Source organism: Neorhizobium sp. T7_12, assembly GCF_002968535.1.
In the GTDB taxonomy this organism is placed as follows: Bacteria; Pseudomonadota; Alphaproteobacteria; order Rhizobiales; family Rhizobiaceae; genus Neorhizobium; species Neorhizobium tomejilense.
Window position 1 is genome coordinate 14157 of record NZ_PVBK01000002.1, and the last position, 18899, is coordinate 33055.

13 protein-coding genes are annotated in these 18899 nt (G+C 63.3%); 10 read left to right on the forward strand and 3 right to left on the reverse strand.

Annotated elements, in window-relative coordinates:
* Positions 1-169: 169 nt before the first annotated feature.
* On the forward strand, positions 170-445 hold the full coding sequence (hupB, locus tag C5J26_RS05945) for a DNA-binding protein HupB (protein ID WP_007753405.1): 276 nt from the start codon (positions 170-172) through the stop codon (positions 443-445).
* A 179-nt stretch (positions 446-624) separates the two neighbouring features.
* The gene (locus C5J26_RS05950; protein ID WP_105401003.1) at positions 625-2814 is read left to right on the forward strand and encodes an esterase-like activity of phytase family protein; all 2190 of its coding nucleotides are present in this window, start codon (positions 625-627) and stop codon (positions 2812-2814) included.
* Positions 2815-2935: 121 nt separating this feature from the next.
* Here the strand turns inward: C5J26_RS05950 and C5J26_RS05955 are convergent, their stop codons facing one another.
* Complete coding sequence (locus tag C5J26_RS05955) at positions 2936-3922, reverse strand: aldo/keto reductase (RefSeq protein WP_105401004.1); 987 nt, start codon at positions 3920-3922, stop codon at positions 2936-2938.
* Between the two features lie 115 nt (positions 3923-4037).
* Between C5J26_RS05955 and C5J26_RS05960 the strand changes: the two genes are divergently transcribed.
* Positions 4038-5273: a DNA repair exonuclease gene (locus C5J26_RS05960; protein ID WP_105401005.1), complete on the forward strand. Its 1236-nt coding sequence runs from the start codon at positions 4038-4040 to the stop codon at positions 5271-5273.
* Between the two features lie 3 nt (positions 5274-5276).
* Positions 5277-8729 (forward strand): YhaN family protein, encoded by a 3453-nt coding sequence (locus C5J26_RS05965; protein WP_105401006.1) that lies wholly within the window; start codon positions 5277-5279, stop codon positions 8727-8729.
* On the opposite strand, the gene C5J26_RS05970 is transcribed toward C5J26_RS05965, so the two are convergent.
* Entirely contained in the window at positions 8726-9574 is an 849-nt protein-coding gene (locus C5J26_RS05970; protein WP_105401007.1) for a DUF6030 family protein, read from the reverse strand. The two genes, C5J26_RS05965 and C5J26_RS05970, sit on opposite strands and share 4 nt — an antisense overlap.
* A 132-nt stretch (positions 9575-9706) precedes the next feature.
* Positions 9707-10492, reverse strand: a complete 786-nt coding sequence (locus tag C5J26_RS05975) for a metallophosphoesterase (RefSeq protein WP_105401008.1) — start codon at positions 10490-10492, stop codon at positions 9707-9709.
* Between the two features lie 448 nt (positions 10493-10940).
* On the opposite strand from C5J26_RS05975, the gene C5J26_RS05980 reads away from it, so the two are divergent.
* The 6 genes from C5J26_RS05980 (at position 10941) to C5J26_RS06005 (ending at position 18884) form a co-directional block, all read left to right on the forward strand.
* Positions 10941-12011: a polysaccharide biosynthesis/export family protein gene (locus C5J26_RS05980; protein WP_371681894.1), complete on the forward strand. Its 1071-nt coding sequence runs from the start codon at positions 10941-10943 to the stop codon at positions 12009-12011.
* Positions 12012-12149: 138 nt separating this feature from the next.
* Complete coding sequence (locus C5J26_RS05985) at positions 12150-14423, forward strand: polysaccharide biosynthesis tyrosine autokinase (RefSeq protein WP_245441124.1); 2274 nt, start codon at positions 12150-12152, stop codon at positions 14421-14423.
* A gap of 184 nt (positions 14424-14607) precedes the next feature.
* On the forward strand, positions 14608-15714 hold the full coding sequence (gene gmd / locus C5J26_RS05990) for a GDP-mannose 4,6-dehydratase (RefSeq protein ID WP_371412543.1): 1107 nt from the start codon (positions 14608-14610) through the stop codon (positions 15712-15714).
* Complete coding sequence (locus tag C5J26_RS05995; protein ID WP_105401010.1) at positions 15707-16678, forward strand: GDP-L-fucose synthase; 972 nt, start codon at positions 15707-15709, stop codon at positions 16676-16678. Before gmd ends, C5J26_RS05995 begins: the two co-directional genes overlap by 8 nt.
* Positions 16678-17985 carry a WcaI family glycosyltransferase gene (locus tag C5J26_RS06000; protein WP_105401011.1) on the forward strand — a complete coding sequence of 436 codons (1308 nt, stop codon included), beginning with the start codon at positions 16678-16680 and terminating at the stop codon, positions 17983-17985. Before C5J26_RS05995 ends, C5J26_RS06000 begins: the two co-directional genes overlap by 1 nt.
* On the forward strand, positions 17982-18884 hold the full coding sequence (locus C5J26_RS06005) for a hypothetical protein (RefSeq protein WP_105401012.1): 903 nt from the start codon (positions 17982-17984) through the stop codon (positions 18882-18884). The genes C5J26_RS06000 and C5J26_RS06005 overlap by 4 nt, the downstream gene beginning before the upstream one ends.
* Positions 18885-18899 lie beyond the last annotated feature (15 nt).

Below are 18899 nucleotides of genomic sequence, written 5' to 3' on the forward strand. Positions count from 1 at the left end.
CCAGCAATGAAAAAAGCCGGCAAAACGCCGGCTTTTTTTGTGAAAAATAACGCGGACCCCTTGTTTTTCAGGCGATTGCGGAGCTTTTGGGTTGCCACGGGCGGGCGCCTGACTATTGTCTGCCCCGATTACATGAGTCGTTCCAAAACCGTTTGAAAGGGGTGGAAACATGAATAAGAATGAGTTGGTATCCGCAGTGGCCGAGAAGGCCGGCCTCTCTAAGGCTGATGCCGCATCCGCTGTAGACGCCGTTTTTGAGACCGTACAGGCTGAACTGAAGAAGGGCGGCGATATCCGTCTTGCCGGTTTCGGCAGCTTCTCCGTTTCCCGTCGCGAAGCGTCCAAGGGTCGTAATCCTTCGACCGGCGCCGAAGTCGACATCCCGGCACGTAACGTGCCGAAGTTCTCGGCCGGCAAGGGCCTGAAGGACGCAGTCAACAGCTAACGCGCTGCCTTTAAGGCATCCTGTTACAGTCTCGCATTTGAAAAGGCCCGGGTTTTCCCGGGCCTTTTTTACGAATTGCTAATCTCCACCGGCCAGGACGCCGGATGCGAAAACTGTCATCTGCCTGTCACGACCGTGGCTCACAAGCCACCTGTGTTTCATGGACAGGAGGGCTTCCCATGACGTTTTCACTTCGTGCCGCGTTGACCGCAGCACTTCTTGCTTCGGTCGCCGTGCCGGCGAGCGCCGAGCAGGTTTTCAACCGCATCGCATCTTTCCCTGTCGCAGCCAATCTTCCCGCTGACAAGGACAAGCTGAGCGTCAGCTCGGCTGAAATCGTCACCGCCAGCGAAGACGGCATGACGCTCATCTATACCGATAGCCCGCTCGGCGCGATCGGCTTCATCGACATCACCGACCCAAAGGCCCCGAAGGCGCTCGGCGCGCTCACCTTCAAGGGCGAGCCGACCTCGGTTGCCTCGGTCGGCAAGAAGGTTCTCGCCGCCGTCAACACCGGCGAAAGCAAGCAGAAGCCGACCGGCATCCTCGCCGTCGTCGACATTGCGACGAAGAAGGTCGACCTGACCTGCGATCTCGGCGGCCAGCCGGATTCGATCGCCGTCTCCAAGGACAAGACCTTTGCCGCGATCGCCATCGAGAACGAGCGCGACGAGGACGTCAACGATGGTGCCCTCCCGCAGATGCCGGCCGGCGACCTGGTGATCGTCTCCCTGAAGGACGGCACCGCCGACTGCGCCTCGATCAAACACGTGACGCTGACCGGCCTTGCCGGTGTCGCGCCGGAAGATCCGGAGCCGGAATTCGTCGCCATCAACGACAATGGCGAAATTGCCCTGACAATGCAGGAGAACAACGAGATCGTCATCATCGACGGCAAGACCGGCCAGGTCACCGGCCACTTCTCCGCCGGCAAGGCCGATCTCGAAGGCATCGACAACAAGACCGACGGCCAGCTGTCCTTTACGGCCAAGGCTTCGGCGTTGCGCGAGCCTGACGCCGTCAAGTGGCTCGACAACAACCGCCTCGTGGTCGCCAACGAAGGTGACTGGAAGGGCGGCTCGCGCGGCTTCACCATCTTCGACCGCACCGGCAAGGTTCTCTACGAATCAGGCGCCTCGCTGGAGCGCGCGGTTGCCCGCCTCGGCCATTTCCCGGAAAAGCGCGCGCGCTCGAAGGGCATCGAGGTCGAAGGCATGGAAGCCGCGACCTTCAACGGCCAGAAGTATCTCTTCCTGCTCGCCGAACGCGCCTCTGTCGTCGCCGTCTACAAGGACACCGGCGCCGAGCCGCAGCTCATGCAGATCCTGCCCTCGGGCATCTCGCCGGAAGGCGCCGTCGCCGTTCCGGGCCGCAACCTTTTTGCGACCGCCAATGAAGTCGATCTCGGCAAGGACGGCGGCGCCCGTTCGCATGTGATGATCTACGCCCTGGAAGAAGGCGTGGCCAGCTATCCGAAGCTCGTCTCCAAGGACATCGACGGCAACGTGCTCGGCTGGGGCGCGCTCTCGGGTCTGGTCGGCGACGCCCAGAAGGACGGCGTCCTCTATGCCGTCAGCGACTCGGTCTACACCATGCAGCCGTCGATCTTCACCATCGACACCACCAGGAAGCCCGCCGAAATCACCGGCGTCCTGCGCATCACCCGCGGCGGCCAGCCGGCTCAGAAACTCGACATCGAAGGCATCGCGCTCGACGGCAAGGGCGGTTTCTGGCTGGCGTCGGAAGGCGACTCCGCCAAGCTGACCGGCCATGGCCTCTACAACGTCGACGCCAAGGGCGAGATCAAGGCCGAGATCGGCCTTCCCGCAGACCTGCTCGCTGGCGAGACCCGCTTCGGTTTCGAAGGCGTGACGACGGTCGGGTCAGGCGACGACATGGTCCTGTGGATGGCGATGCAGCGCGAGTGGAAGGATGACCCGAAGGGCACCGTCAAGCTCGTCTCCTACAAGCCGAAGTCCAAGGAATGGGGCGCCGTGCGCTACCCGCTCGACAAGGCCGGGGCAGGCTGGGTCGGCCTTTCGGAAATCACCGCCCACGGCGATTATGTCTACATCATCGAGCGCGACAACCAGATCGGCGATGCCGCCAAGCTGAAGAAGCTCTATCGGGTGGCGATCGCCGACCTGAAGCCGGCCAAGATCGGCACCGAACTGCCGGTGGTGAAGAAGGAAGAAGCCCACGATTTCATCCCGGACCTGAAGGCTTCGAACGGCTACGTGGTCGATAAGCTCGAAGGCTTCACCTTCGACAAGTCCGGCAAGGCCTTCGCCGTCACCGACAACGACGGCGTCGACGACAGCTCCGGCGAGACCCTGTTCTTCCCGGTCGACCTCAAGGGCACTCACTAAGCCTCTCTATGGTTGAAACGGAAAAGGCCGGGTTTTGCCCGGCCTTTTTGTGTTTATGGGGATCGTAACCGGTAGCCCTCAGTGCTTGAGCTGCCATATTTGAGGAGCAGGCTCGGCGTTCCTACCAGCGCTGATGCACATGCGGGGCAACCAGCCGCGCATAGATTTCCTTGGTCGCCGTCATCACGTCGGCCGAAAGTGCGGCAAGCTCTGCCGCCGCCGCATTACCCATGGCCTGCGCCTCGTTGCGGGCGCCGGGAATGACGACGGTAACGGCCTCGTTCATCAGGATCCATTTCAGCGCGAAAGCCGCCATCGACGCTCCCTGCGGCACCAGCTTGCGGACTTCCTCGACCGCCTGGAGGCCGACTTCGAATGGCACGCCGGCAAAGGTCTCGCCGACATCGAAGGCATCGCCATGCCGGTTGAAGTTGCGATGGTCGTCCTTGGCAAACGCCGTGTCCCGGGTGATCTTGCCCGACAGCAGCCCGCTTGCGAGCGGCACGCGGACGATGACCGCGACGTTCTTCCGCCTGGCTTCATTGAAGAACAGGTCGGCCGGGCGCTGGCGAAAGATGTTGTAGATGATCTGGATGCTGGTGACGTCGGGATATTGGATCGCCTTCAGCGCTTCCTCGACCTTCTCGACGCTGACGCCGTAATTCTTGATCTTGCCGCCGCGACGCAGATCGTCGAGCGCGCCAAAGACTTCCGGGCGGTAAAGGACTTCGGTCGGTGGGCAATGGAGCTGCACGAGGTCGAGGCTGTCGATTTCGAGGTTCTTGAGGCTGCGGTCGATGAAGCCCTCGAGATTGGCCCTGGTATAGCCGTCAGCGACATGCGGGCTGAGGCGCCGGCCGACCTTGGTCGCGACCATCGGGCGATCGCCGCCGCGCGACTTCAGGACGCCGGCAATGATCTTTTCCGAGCGGCCATCGCCATAAACGTCGGCGGTGTCGATGAAGGTGACGCCCGCATCGAGCGCCGCTTCCAGCGCCTTGGCCCCGTCCGCTTCGGCGACATCGCCCCAGGAACCGCCGATCTGCCAGGCGCCGAAACCGATCTCGCTGACGGTGAAGGATGTGCGTCCGAACGCGTGGTTTCTCATGATGTCCTCCGAATAAGATTGGGCTATCCACAGGCTGCGGAACCCTGAGCTTCCTTCGTGCCCGGCATTTGCCTAAAACACCTGATCAGCTCCGGCAACCGAAACAAGCGATTCGATGACCTCCTTCCGATTCATTCACGCCGCCGACCTGCACCTCGGCAGTCCCTTCCAGGGGCTGGCGCTGAAGGATGCCGCGATCGCCGAATTGTTCATCGAGGCGAGCCGCACGGCGTTTTCAGGCCTGGTCGACCAGGCGGTCGAACGCAAGGTGGACTTCTTCATCGTTGCCGGCGACGTCTATGACGGTGACTGGAAGGACAACAAGATTGGCCTGTTCTTCAACCGCGAAGTGGCGCGGCTGGAACGCGCCGGTATTCCTGTTTTCCTGCTGAAGGGCAATCACGACGCCGAAAGCGTCATCACCAGGACGATCACCCTGCCGAAGAATGTCAGCGAGTTCCCGGTCAACAAGCCGGGCAGCTTCAAGCTCGATCATTTGAAGGTGGCGCTGCACGGCCAGGGCTTTGCCGAACGTTCGGCCGTCGAAAACCTGTCGCTCGCCTATCCGAGGCCGGAACAGGGCTGGTTCAATATCGGCGTGCTGCACACCTCGCTCACCGGCCGCGAGCCGCACGCGCCCTATGCCCCGTGCTCGGTCGAGGACCTGCGCTCGCGCGGTTACGACTACTGGGCGCTTGGCCATGTGCATGATTTCGAGATCGTCGCTGAAGACCCGCTGGTGGTCTTCCCCGGCAATCTCCAGGGCCGCTCGATCCGCGAGCAGGGGGCGAAGGGCGCGGTCCTCGTGACCGTCGAGGACGGTCGCATCACCCATGAGCGGATCATCACCGACAGCGCCCGCTTTGCCGAACTCGTGGTCCTGGTCGAACCGGACGACAACATCCCGGCGATCCTGCGCCGCACCGAGAATGCGTTGGAAGATGTCGTCGAACGGATGGAAGGCCGGCCGCTGGCGCTGCGCATCCGCCTCACGGGCAAAAGCCGCTTCCGCAACGAGGTCATGGCCCGCGCCGAGGATTTTCGCGACGAGGTCCAGGCCGCCTGCCATCGCTCCCATCAGGATATCTGGCTCGAAAAGCTGGAAGTGCGGCTGGAACCGGAAATGAACGGGACGCGCGTCGCGACCGACATGCTCGGCCTCGAAGGCCTCATCCCGATGGGCGGCTTCCCGCCGGAACTGCTCGCCGACGCCAACGCCAAGATCGCCGAGATCACCGCCCGCCTGCCGGGTGGCATCGGCGCCGGCGACCTGGCGCTCGGCGATGACGCTGAAGCGCTGCTGGCCGAGGCCCGCGATCTCCTGCTCTCGCGCGCGGCGAGGGCCGGCTGATCCATGCGCTTCAACCGCCTCGACATTCTGCGCTACGGCGCGCTGACCGACCGGACATTGACCTTCCGTCCGGATGCCAGATTGCACGTGATCTACGGCCCCAACGAAGCCGGAAAGTCCTCGGCGCTGTCGGCGATCTCAGACCTGCTGTTCGGGTTCCCGACTGCCGCCGAATACAGTTTCCTGCACGACGCGACCGCGCTTCGCGTCGGTGCCGCGATCACCGCGCGCGATGGGCAGGCGCTCGAATTCCGACGCCGCCGTGGCCGCAAGAACACGCTGCTCGCCGCCAATGAGGCGGAAGAGGCCTTGGCCGAGGATGCCTTGGCACCGTTCCTCGGCACCTTGTCCCGCGACGTGTTCGAACGCGCCTTCGGGCTCGATTCCGCGTCGCTCAGGGCAGGTGGCGAGACGATGCTGAAAAGCGGCGGCGAGATAGGCAGCCTGCTGTTTTCCGCAGCCTCCGGCCTGACCGGGCTTTCGGACCTGCGCAAGTCGCTCGATACGGAAGCCGACGGCATCTATGCGCCGCGCCGCTCCAAGGACCGCTCGTTCTATCAGGTCCTCGACAGCCATGACGAGGCGCGCAAGGCCGAACGCGACAACGAGCTGAAATCCGGCGACTGGAAGAAGCTGCTCGCCGAACAGGCCGAGATCGAGGCCGACCTTGCCGCCGTGCAGGCCGAACGGCAGGAAACCAAACGCGCCCTCGATCGGCTGCGCAAACTGCTGCGGCTGGAACCGGTGCTGCGGGAGATCGACCGCGAGCGGCAATTGCTCACGCAATACGAAGCGCTGGCTGCGTTGCCTGCCGGCTTCGAGGAGCGACTGGCCGGGGCTCTGGAGGCGGAGCACAAGAACGCCGAAGCGCTCAAGGCGGCGGAGGCCGAGGTATCGCGCCTGCACGATGAAATCAGCGCTGTGCATGTCGATGAGGCACTGATCGCAGCGGCGCCCAGGATCCTTGCCGCCCATGCGGACAAGGGCGCCTATCTGAAGGCTCGGGAAGATATCGCCCGGGTACGCGGCGAGGTCGACGACTTCGATCAGCGTATCGCGCAGGCGGCCCGCCGGCTCGGTTTTGGCAAATTTGAGGAACTTCAGCGCGCCCAGCCAGCCGATGCCGATCTTGTGCACCTCCGCAAGCTTGTCGAGGAGGGCAGCGAGCTCGACCGCAGCCTGAAGCAGCTTCGCCAGCAGATTGAGGACGCCCAGGATGTTCTGCGGCGGCTCGGAGACCACGGGCCGGATGGCCGGTTGATCGATCCGAAACCGTGGGCGGAACAGCTCGCCGTGCTGCGTCCGGACGTCAGCGAGCTCTCCGGCATCGAGGCCCTGCAGGTGCGCGTCACCCGTGCCGAAAGCGATCTTGCCGCCGCCGCCGCGCGCCTCGACCCGCCGGTCAAGGATATCGGCCGTCTCCTCTCGGTGCCGCTGCCGGATATCGCGACGCTCACCCATCACCGCCGGCTGATCGATGCGGCCAAAGCGGAGAGCGCCCAGGCGGCCCAGAAACTTGCCGGCATCCGCGACGAAGCCAAGGCGATCGCCGGGCAGCTTGCGGCGCTGGAAGGGCAGGGGCGGATCGTCTCCCGCGAGGATATCGCAGTGGCAAGAACCGGCCGCGACGAAAAGGTCGATGCGTTCGGGGCAAAACCTTCTGCCGAAAAGCTGAGCGAACTGAAGAGCGCCGTGGGGGATGCAGACCGGCTCGCCGATGCGGCACTCGCCGACGCCGAACGTGTCTCGCGCCATGCCCACCTCACCCTGCGGCAGCGGGAACTGCTTGAGGCGGTCGGCGCTGCCGAGACCGCGGCCAGGGAAAGCGGCATTGCCGCCGCCGATGCGGTCACCGAATTCGAAGACCTTTTCCATGCAGCGCCTGTCGCGCCGTCGATGCCGGAACGGATGATCGAATGGCGCCGTGCCGTCGATGGGCTTTCCCTGCTGTCGGGGGCATTGGACGAGGCGCGAGACGAGCTGGAGACGCTGCGTCTCAGGGAGGAAAAACTCAAGCCGGCCTTGCTGGCGCTGGCGGATGCCATCGGTCTTGCCGCATCCGCACTGCCGCCGCTGGCACTCGCACGCGGGCTGGAACGCCGGATCGGGGACCTGACCGAGCGCTGGACCGAAAGCCGTTCGCTGGAAGGCAAACGCCATTCCGCCGAGGAGGCGCTGGAAAAGCTGGAGGAACGCGAGACCGGTCTGCGCCGGGATATCGAACGCTGGCGCTCGACGTTCTCCAATGCCGCGGTCCTGGCGGGGCTCTCGGAAGACGCGACGGTCGACATGGCTCTCGCGGCGCTGGATGTCTGGCGCACCGTTCCCGATCTTCTCTCCGAACGAGAAAACCGGGATCGCCGCGTCAAGGGCATGGCGCGGGACATGGAGGATTTCGAAGCGGAGGTGAAGGCGCTTGCCACTGCGGTGGTGCCGGATCTGGTCTCGCTGCCTGCCGATGTTGCGGCAGGCATGCTGAACGACCGCGCAACAGACGCAAAGACCGCCGCAAACCAGCGGGCCACCCTCACCACAGCGCTGGAGCGCGCCGAGCTCGCGGTGGCCCGGCACGCCGCTGACGCGGAAAGACTTATGACGGACCTGCGCGGGCTTGCCACCGCCGCATCCAAGCATATCGAGGAGGCCGACGGCCTTCTCCGCGATCTTCGCGAACGCAACCGGCTGGAAGCGAGCCTCGCGCAATGCCGCAGCCGCTTTGCCGAACAGGCGGACGGTGCGACCGAGGACGAGGCACGCGCCGCGCTCGTCGGTTTCGACAGGATCGCCGCCGGCCTGGAAATCGAGCGGCTGGACGCCGAGGATGCCCGGCAGGTTGAGCGGATGAAGGTGCTCGGCATTGCCCAGGCCGATAGCGAGCGCCGCCGACGGGAGCTGGAAACCGGCATCGGTGCCGAACGCGCGGTCTTCCAGAAGCTCGCGGCGGAGACGGAAGCCAAGGAGTTGGCGCGGCGCTGGGTGGTGCTGAAGCTCGCCGCCGGCCTTCTGGCGAACTCGATGGACGCCTATCGCGAACGCCAGGCCGACCCGGTCATGCAGCGGGCAGGGCAGGTCTTCGCCGATCTCACCGGTGGCCGCTTCTCGCGCCTCGTCCAGGTTTATGACGAGCGCGACGAGCTGCAGCTCGCGGTCGAACGGCAAACCGGCGAGCAGGTGAGGCTTGACGGCCTGAGCGAAGGCACCGGCGATCAGCTCTATCTGGCGCTGCGGCTCGCCTTCCTGGAGGATTATTGCCGCCGCAACGAGCCGGCGCCGCTGATCCTCGACGACATTTTTCAGACCTTCGACGACGAGCGGACCGCAGCGGGCATCCGGACGCTTGCGGCGGCGGGCGAAAAATTCCAGACCGTGCTCTTTACCCACCAGATGAGCCTAGTCGAGGCCGCGCGCCGCGAGCTGGGGGACGGGCTGGACCTCGTCCAGCTGGAGCGGGCCTAGGAGGCGGATTGCGGCTGAGACGGGCTGCGCAGCGCCAGGCAGCCGACCGGCATGCGATAGGTCGGCGTAGCCCACCTGTCCGGCGGGGCCGACGGGCGTTCGCCGCAGCCGGCCGTCTGCCGGCGCGGCAGGATCAGCAGATTGTAGCGCCGTGCGTCGGTGATCTCCCGGCTGAACGTCATCCGGTAGTTTTCGACGATCGAGCTGAACTCGGTGCGTCCCGCCAGTTTCTCGATCAGATAGGTTCGCGTCTCCGGCGTCATCGGCAGGCCGAAACGCTCGGTGGCTCCAATCGCTTCGCTGAGCACCGCAAGCTCCGTGGTCAGATCCGTCAGGCTGACCTTGATGCGAAAGCTGCTGACGGTGCCGGGCTCCGTGCCGCGGGCCTGGATGAACAGCGCAGCCGGTTCAGGCGCATTCCCGAATTCCTCGAAGAATAGGCATTCCCAATCGTCACCCGAACGGCTGAAGGTCGGTGCGGTGCCTCTAACGTCCCGCAGCAGGTCGCAGCGCTCTTCGGCCGAAAGCGCCTCGGTCTTCTCGAATACCGCCATCCGCTCGAGGCCTGCCTTGAGAAGCCAGGGCGGGTAGTGTTTCTCCGGTGGCAGCGATCTATGCCTGCCGACCCGCAGGGGCGGCGCCGGTGGCGCGGGAAGTAGGTATTGCTCCAGCGCGAATTGCCGGACGAGCCGCTTGTAGTTTCGGCCATTGTTGACCGTGAGCACGGTCGTCGCGAGGGCGGCCAGCACGACCGCAAGGAAAAAACCGAAAACCAAAACCGCCGAATGCTGCCTGCGGCGGCGGTCGGCTGGTGTCGGTCTGTCTGCCTTCCCCTCCTCCGGCATGGCTCCGCTTCCGATCGAGGATGGCCCGGCGTTCGATCCCCGCCGAGAACATAACACGCCTCTTCGGCTCGATGATCAAGCCTCTGCTGTTCCGGTGGTCTCGGCGTCGGCCCGCCCGACATCCCCGGTCTTTCAAAGGAACGAGAAGCGGCCGCCGTCGATCTTGAGGATCGTGAGCCTGCCGGAATAATAGGCGCCCGTATCGATGCCGATCCGGCCGGGTCCGAAATCCGGTTCCGGCTGCGGCGTATGTCCGTGGATGACGAGGAGAGGCAGCTGCGGTCCGGTCGCAAGAAAGGCGTCTCGGATCCAGAGCATGTCTTCATCGGTCTGCTGTTTGAGCGGTATGCCGGGCCTCAGACCGGCATGGACGAAGACGAGCTTGCCGATCGTCAGGCTGGCTGGGAGATTGGCGAGGAATTTCCTGTGCGGCACCGGCACGGCTTCCATCAGCAGGTCGCCGAACCTGGCGCCGCGCTTCCTGCCGCGTGCGCCGAACTGGTAGGGGTCCAAGCCGTAGGATAGCAGCGTCTGTTCGCCGCCCATTCCCAACCATTCGGAATAACGTTCCGGATCGTCCACAAACCTCATGAAAGTATCGTCATGATTGCCGCAGAGCGCTATCCGTCTCAACCCGTGTTCGCTGGGCCTGATCAGGTGTTCGAGGACGTGGCTCGAAGCCGGCCCCCGATCGACATAGTCGCCGAGCAGGATGACCATGCCGGGACGTCGGTTTTCTTCGATGTCGTGAGCGATGCGCGCCTCGGCATCCTGAAGCAGGTCGAGGCAGCCGTGCACATCGCCGATCGCATAGATCGGATAGGAGGGCGGGTTCTGACCGAGATCGATCCGGCGGCGGCGAGGCCGGATCGGTCCGGCCGGCCGGCGTCCCCAAAACCAGTCCGTCAACTTTCGCATGCTTACCGCCATCCGCCTGATATGTACGATCCCGCCGCCAATGAGAAGTGGATGCCCCAAGGAGTGTTAACAACGTCCAAAGTGCTGGGCTTTCCATACGGGTATCGGTAATCGCCGCCGCCATCTGTGGGACAATTCCGCGGGCGGACAAGGCCGTTCGACAGCGTTGGCAGCGAAGGGCCTGTATTCTGTGGATAGTAAATGATTAACCAACCATGTTGTTGATTTGCCACAGCATGCGGATTTTCGATTCGCCCCCGGTTTACCCCTTAGAATCACCGGGTCCCCTCATCGGCTAAACCGATACCATACTTTGGGTTGTATGGCGGGGCGTATGTTTAGTTCCTTGGATGCTGTTTTAACGCTTGCTACTATTGCGTTTCTGTCCGGCTGCGCGGGACTTCCTAGGTCCGGTCCGGATCCGCACGCCGTTGAAGCCAATGCAACCGTGAAGGCATTTTCCGCCGCCGGCAACAGGGTCGGCATCGACTATGCGCTCGTCGACATCAATCAGTCCGTCCTCGCCCATCTGCCGAAATCGGCCAGTCCCAGCCTGAGCGCCGGTTTCGGCAGTGTCGGTAACGGACCGCCGCCGCTCACCCTCGGTGTTGGCGATGTCGTTCAGGTCTCCGTCTTCGAGGCGCAGAGCGGCGGCCTGTTCATTCCCGCCGATGCCGGCGCCCGTCCGGGCAATTACATCACTCTGCCGAACCAGACGATTGGTCGTGACGGCACATTGAGCGTCCCTTACGCGAACAAGGTGAAGGCCGCCGGCCGTCCGGTCGATGCCGTGCAAATCGATATTGCAGAGCGTCTGGCCAACCGCGCCATCGAGCCGCAGGTGGTCATCTCGACGGTGACGAGCCGTTCGATGGGGGCATCGGTCCTCGGCGACGTCAAGCAGGCGAAGAAGATCGAGCTCAGCCCCGCCGGCGAACGCATCATCGACGTGATTTCCGAGGCAGGCGGTTTGAATATCCCCAAGGAAGAGGCGACCGTTACGCTCCTGCGCCGCGGCCGCAGCGTCACCGTCGCCTATCGGACGCTGAGCGAGCATCCGCGGGAGAATATCTATGTGCAGCCGGGCGATACGATCTTCGTCGATCGCAATCGCCGGACTTTCCTGGCCTTCGGCCTGACCGGCGAAAGCGGACGCTTCGATTTCGACGATTCCAATCTGTCGCTCGGGGAGGCTTTGGCGAAGGCCGGCGGGTTGCTCGACGACAAGGCCGAGCCGCAATCGGTCCTGCTCTACCGCCTCGTGGAGCGTGATCTCCTGCGCAATATCGGCCTCGACGTCAGCCGGTTCAGAGCGCGGGACGTGCCGGTGATCTTCCGCGCCAATCTGCGCGATCCGGCGGCGTTCTTCGCCGTCCAGCAGTTTCCCATGCAGGACAAGGACGTGATCTATGTATCGACGGCCGATGCGGTCGAGCTTGTGAAATTCCTTACCATCCTCAATTCGGTCACCGCCTCCACCCGGGGTATCGCGAGTAGTCATGATGCCTGGCGCGACTGACATCCAGGCCGCGTGCGGCCGCTCCGGGTGGGTTTCGGCCGCTGCGCGCCTCGGTCGGGTGGTGCGATGAACCAGCGGTCGGTTTTTCTCACTCGCCAGCAGCAGGAGCCCCGCAACGAAGAGGCTCCGGAACTGGACATGGACGGCCTCATCGCCATCGTTCGGCGGCAGTGGCGGGTGGTCGCCCTCTGCATCGCGGTGTTTGTGGCGCTCGGCATCGGTTACCTCATCACTGCCGTGCCTCGATATACCGCCAGGACCAGCGTGCTGATCGACCGCGGCAACCGGCAGGTCGTCGAGCAATTGTCGACGATCGGCGGGGTTCTTGATGATGAGGCGTCGGTCCTCAGCCAGGTCGAACTGCTGCGCTCCGAGACGATAGGCCTGTCGGCTGTCGACAAGCTGAAATTGTCGGATGATCCGGAATTCATGGCGGGCCGCCGAAGCCTGCTGCTCGCGGCAGTATCCGACATACGTTCGATACTCGATATCAGGCGATGGCTGGGCGGTGGCGAGGTTCGTTTCGATCAGATCGAGGCGAAACGCCGCCAGGCGCTCACCAACCTTCTCGGCAATATGAAGGTTTCGCGCGTCGGGCGTTCCTACGTTCTGGAAATCTCCTTCACGGCCCCATCGCCGCGCCTTGCCGCAGCGGTCGCCGGCGCGATTGCGGATGCCTATCTGACCGACAAGCTCGATGCCAAATACGATGCCACAAGGCGGGCCGGCACCTGGCTGCAGGAGCGCATCGAGGAACTGCGGCAGCGCTCGCTGGAATCGGATCTGGCAGTCCAGAGATTTCGCGCCGCCAACGGCCTTGTTGTTGCCAATGACAAGCTCGTTTCCGACCAGCAGCTTACCGAAATGAACAGCGCGCTGATCGTAGCGCGTGCCGATACCGCCAGAGCCCGGGCGCGTTCCGAGCGGATCGAAGCGATCATCGCGAGTGGCGAGAGGGACGCGATCGTCACTGACGCGCTGGACAGTTCGGTGATCAGCTCGCTGCGTGAAAAATACCTGGAATCGTCGAAGCGGGAGGCCGAGATATCGAGGCGGTTAGGGCCGGACCATGTTCAGGCGGCCCGCCTTCGCCAGGATATGGCGGAATATGACCGGCTGATGTTCGACGAGATCAGGCGGATCGCCAGGAGTTACCACAGCGAGCTGGAGGTCGCCCGGTCGCGCGAGCGCCAGATTACGCAAGGGGTTCGCAACGCCACCGACATCAGCGTCACCGCAGGGGAAACGCAGGTACAGTTGCGGGAACTGGAACGGGCGGCGGAAACCTACCGCAACCTCTACCAGACTTTTCTGCAGCGATATCAGGAGGCCGTGCAGCAGCAGTCCTTTCCCGTCACGGAAGCGCGTATCATTTCCCGGGCCGTGCCGCCGGCAACCGCCAGCGAGCCGCGGATGTCGCTGGTGCTTGCGTTCTGTCTGGCGCTCGGCAGCGGCGTCGGCGGAGTTCTCGGGGCATTCCGTGAGTTCCGGGATCGGTTCTTCCGTACCGGTGAACAGGTGAGGGATGTTCTGGGCCTGGAATATCTGGGCTCGGTACCACGAGTGGAACCGCAGCCGGGCGGAAGCCCCCCGACGGAGCCCATGAAGGGGGAGGTCTGGAGGAAGAACGGCCTATCGGCCTTTGCGCTGGAGCATCCGTCTTCCGCCTTTGCCGAAACGTTGCGCAGCGCCCGGATCGCGGCGGACGTCCATATCGACAGGCCGCACAAGATCATCGGCATCGTTTCGATGCTGCCGGGCGAGGGTAAATCGGCGATCGCCATGAATTTCGCCCAGGCGCTGGCCGGGAGTGCGAGGACGTTGCTGATCGATGCGGATCTTCGCAATCCGGGTGCCACGAGGGCGCTGGGCCAGCATGCCGAAGAGGGGCTGCTCGAAGTGCTGCTGGAAGGCCAGACGCCGGCCTCGGCGATGTTGATCGATCCGGAGACCGGCTTGAGGTTCCTGCCTGCGGTCGTAAAGCGGCGGACACCTCATTCATCGGAACTGCTGGCATCGGCCGCCATGGCCAGGCTGCTGGCGCAGATGGCCGGCGACTTCGATTATATCGTCCTCGACCTGCCGCCGCTCGGCCCCGTCGTCGATGCGAGGGCCATCGCCCCGCGTGTCGATGGCTTCATCATGGTCGTCGAGTGGGGCGAGACATCCCGAAAGGCCGTGAAGGATACCCTAAATGCGGAACCGCAGATCGCCGGCCGTTGCCTCGGCGTCATCCTCAACAAGGTCGATGCCGCCAGAATGAAGCTCTATGAGGGGTACGGTTCGCCGGACTATTATGCATCGCGTTACACGCAGTACTACCATGAAACGCATCCTGATCCGACGCCGGCTTCCGTCGGCACCGCAACCAGGATCAAAACGACAAGGGAGAAGCCTGACAACAGCCGATGATCTTTTCTGAAGCGTTTCACTGCAATGTTTGGCATAAGCCCGAGATGCTACGAATCACTGTATGTCTCGGATTCGCCGCATTCCGGGGGACATCACAATGGTGTTCTCAGTGCTTGCGACTGGCACATTGCGCGGATAGACGTGCACGTTTCACTTAAAGACTGACGGGTTCCGTTAGGGGGATATGATGACTGGAAATGTGAAGAGCAACGGCAAGGTAGCATTGATCACCGGGGTAACGGGCCAGGACGGCGCTTACCTTGCGGAACTCTTGCTGTCCAAGGGCTATACCGTCCACGGCATCAAGCGGCGCTCTTCCTCGTTCAACACCAACCGCATCGAGCATCTCTACGAAGATCCGCATGTGGCAGACCCGCGGTTCATCCTGCATTTCGGCGACATGACGGATTCGACCAACCTCATCCGCGTCGTGCAGGAAGCCCAGCCGGACGAAATCTACAATCTCGCCGCCCAGAGCCACGTGCAGGTCTCCTTCGAGACGCCGGAATATACCGCCAATGCCGACGGCACCGGCACTCTGCGCCTGCTCGAGGCGATCAGGCTCCTCGGCCTTTCCAAGAAGACCCGCTTTTACCAGGCATCGACCTCGGAACTGTATGGCAAGGTGCAGGAAGTGCCGCAGAGCGAGACGACGCCCTTCTATCCGCGTTCGCCCTATGCGGTTGCCAAGCTCTATGCCTACTGGATCGTCGTCAACTATCGCGAGGCCTACGGCTTGCATGCCTCGAACGGCATCCTGTTCAACCACGAGAGCCCGATCCGCGGCGAGACCTTCGTCACCCGCAAGATCACTCGCGCGGCCGCCGCCATCCATCTGGGCCTTCAGGAACGCCTCTTTCTCGGCAATCTCGACGCCAAGCGCGACTGGGGCCATGCCCGTGAATATGTGCGCGGCATGTGGCTGATGACGCAACAGGACGAACCGGACGACTACGTTCTGGCGACCGGCGAGACCCATACTGTACGGTCCTTCGTCGAAAAATCCTTCGCCAAGGTCGGCATGCCGATCGAGTGGCGCGGCGAGGGTGTCGAGGAGAAGGGCTACGACACGACATCCGGCGAATGCGTCGTGGCGATCGACCCGCGCTATTTCCGCCCGACGGAAGTCGACCTTCTGATCGGCGATCCCACCAAGGCGCACCGGAAGCTCGGCTGGAAGCACGAGACCAATCTCGACCAGTTGATCGCCGAAATGGTCCGCGAAGACCTGAAGGTGATGGCGCGCAACGTGCCGACCGCGGGTGGCAACAAGGGTCTCTCCCATGCCTGAGACGATCTACAGCCTTGCGGGGAAGAAGGTCTATGTCGCGGGACATCGCGGCATGGTCGGCTCGGCGATCGTCCGCCGTCTGGCCTCGGAAGGCTGCGAGATCCTGACGGCGTCGCGCGGTGATGCCGATCTGACGCGCCAGGCGGAAGTCGAGGCCTGGATGGAGAAGAACCGCCCGGACGCAGTGTTCCTGGCGGCCGCCAAGGTGGGCGGCATCCTCGCCAACGACACCTATCCGGCCGATTTCCTCTACGACAACCTCATCCTCGAGGCGAATATCATTGAGGCCGCCCACAAGGTCGGCGTCGAAAAGCTGATGTTCCTCGGCTCGTCCTGCATCTACCCGAAATTCGCCGATCAGCCGATCGTCGAGGAGTCGCTGCTGACCGGTTCGCTGGAGCCGACCAACGAATGGTATGCGATCGCCAAGATCGCCGGCATCAAGCTCTGCCAGGCCTATCGCAAGCAGCATGGCAGCGACTTCATCTCGGCCATGCCCACTAACCTTTACGGCCCCGGCGACAATTTCGACCTGAAATCCAGCCATGTCATGCCGGCGCTGATCCGCAAGGCGCATGAGGCGAAGACCGGCCACCTTCCGGACATCACCGTATGGGGCACCGGCACGCCGCGCCGCGAATTCCTGCACGTCGACGATTGCGCCGACGCCTGCGTCCATCTGATGAAGACCTATTCGGCCGAGACCCATGTCAATGTCGGGTCCGGCGAGGACGTGACCATCCTGGAACTCGCGAAACTGGTGTCCAAGGTCGTCGGTTTCCAGGGGGATATCTCTCATGATCTCACCAAACCCGACGGCACGCCGCGCAAGTTGATGAGCGTGGCCAAGCTGCGGGCGCTCGGCTGGTCGCCGAGGATCGGGCTGGAGCAAGGCATAACCGATGCCTACCAGGCCTTCCTCAAGGGCGAATATCTTGAGCGCAAACGAGGAGATGCTGCCTGATGACAGCAGCCGCTCAGCCCCTCAGCGACGAATGCGAACAAACGTTCGACGCCGCACCGGGGCTGGCCACGGCAGCTGCCACATCGCCACGCAAAAGCGTGGTCGTCTATGCGATGAACTACGCGCCCGAAACCGCGGGCGTCGGCAAATATACCGGCGAAATCGCCGAATACCTCGCCGCCGAGGGCATGGACGTCACGGTGGTGACCACCCCGCCGCATTATCCCGACTGGGCGGTCCAGGCCGGATATCGGAACCGCTATTCGTCGAAAATCGAAGGCCGTATCTCGGTGTTGCGAGCGCCGTTGATGCTGCGGCGGAAGATGGGCGGCATCTGGCGGCTCCTGGCGCCGCTCTCCTTCGCGCTCACCTCGGCGCCCTTGGTCTTCTGGCAGATCCTGCGGCATCGCCCGGTTACCGTCTTCTGCGTCGAACCGACGCTGTTTGCCGCGCCCGTTGCCCAGCTTGCGGCCAGATTTGTCGGCGCTCGGACCGTGCTTCATGTTCACGACCTGGAGGTGGACGCGGCATTCGCCGTCGGGCATCTGAGCTCCAAGGCCTGGCTGAAGACGGTCGGCCACGTTTTCGAGCGCGGCGTGCTTGCTAGGTTCGATCGGCTGGTCACCATTTCCAACCGCATGGCTGAAGGCCTGGCCGGGAAAGGCGTCCCGAACGCAAAACTGTCGGTCGTCCGCAACTGGGTGGATCTCGCGCATATTCATCCGTTGGAGGACGTCAGCCCCTACCGTGCGGAGCTCGGCTTTGGCCGCGACGACTTCGTCGTCCTCTATTCGGGCAGTATCGGCGCCAAACAGGGCCTGAACGTGCTGCTCGACGCGGCCGAGCGTCTCAAGGACGAGCGGCGTATTCATTTCGTGATCTCCGGCGAGGGACCGCAGAAGCCGGAACTCGAAGCTCGTTACGGCCAGCTTGAGAATGTCCGTTTCCTGGCCTTCCAGCCCTATTCCCGGCTGAACGCGTTCCTCAACATGCCGGATCTGCATGTGCTGCCGCAGGACAGGAACGCCGCCGACTTGACGCTGCCCTCCAAACTCGGTGGCATGCTTGCCTCCGGAAAGCCCGTCCTCGTGACCGCCGACCCAGGAACGGAACTGGCGCAATTCGTCGAGGACACGGTCTATCTGACCCCGCCGAACGATCCGGAGAAGCTGGCGGCCAACATCGTCCGTGCGATGTCGGAACGGGACGAATGGCAGCCGCATTCCCAGACAGCTCTCGTGCAGAGCCTTTCAAAATGGCCGGCCATCATCGCCATCAAGCAGTTGATCGACGGCGGCAGTCCATGAAGGTCGCCGGCCATATCCTCGCCTACAACGTCGATCGTTTTCTGCCGCACGTTGTCGAGAACTGTGGCCGTTTCGTCGACAAAATCTTCATCGTCCGGCCCGAGCGTCCGTGGGCCTATCTGCCCGGCTCGCGCGCCACGAGGACAAACCCCACGACCAGGGAAAAGGTGGACGAGGCGATCGCCTTCGCCCGCGCAAAAGGCATGAGTTGCGAGATAGAGGTGATCTGCAGCGACTTCGAGACTGAAGAGGATACCCGCAACGACTGCCTCGACCGGGCGATCCGCCAAGGTTACGACTGGCTGGTCATCCAGGACGCCGACGAGTTCTATCCGGACAGCGGTTGGGAAACGCTGCTCGAATTCATGGCGGCGGACGGCAGGCATGACCGCATCCTGACCCCATGGCACAATTTCTGGAAAACGCCCGAGCTGGTGCTGACCAGCGGCGATGGCTCGATCAGGGATGTCAACGCGGGGTTCGCGATCCGCTGCAAAAGCGGCGTTCGCTTCGATACTGCCCGGAAGACCACCCCTGCTGCGACCATCCTCGTCGATGCGCCCTGCTACCACTACGGCTACGTCATGAGCGACGCCGAGATGTGGGAAAAGATCACCAGCTGGGGACATGCGCATCAGGTGAACGCGCAAAAATGGTTCCGGCTGAAATGGCTGGGATGGACGCCCGCCCATTCCTACCTCCATCCGGTCACGCCGCTATTCTGGCCAAAGGCGGTCCGTTTTCCTGGCAGGCAGCCCGCCTTCGCCTCTCCGTTCATGAACTTGGCCCAGGAAACCGCACCGCTCGGGTTTGCCGATTTTTTGGAAAACATGCTTGCCGACCGTGCGACGGACGTCCGCATCGTCGCGCGAAAATTATTGAGAAGGTCAACCGTGTAGCCGTAGGTCGCGTTT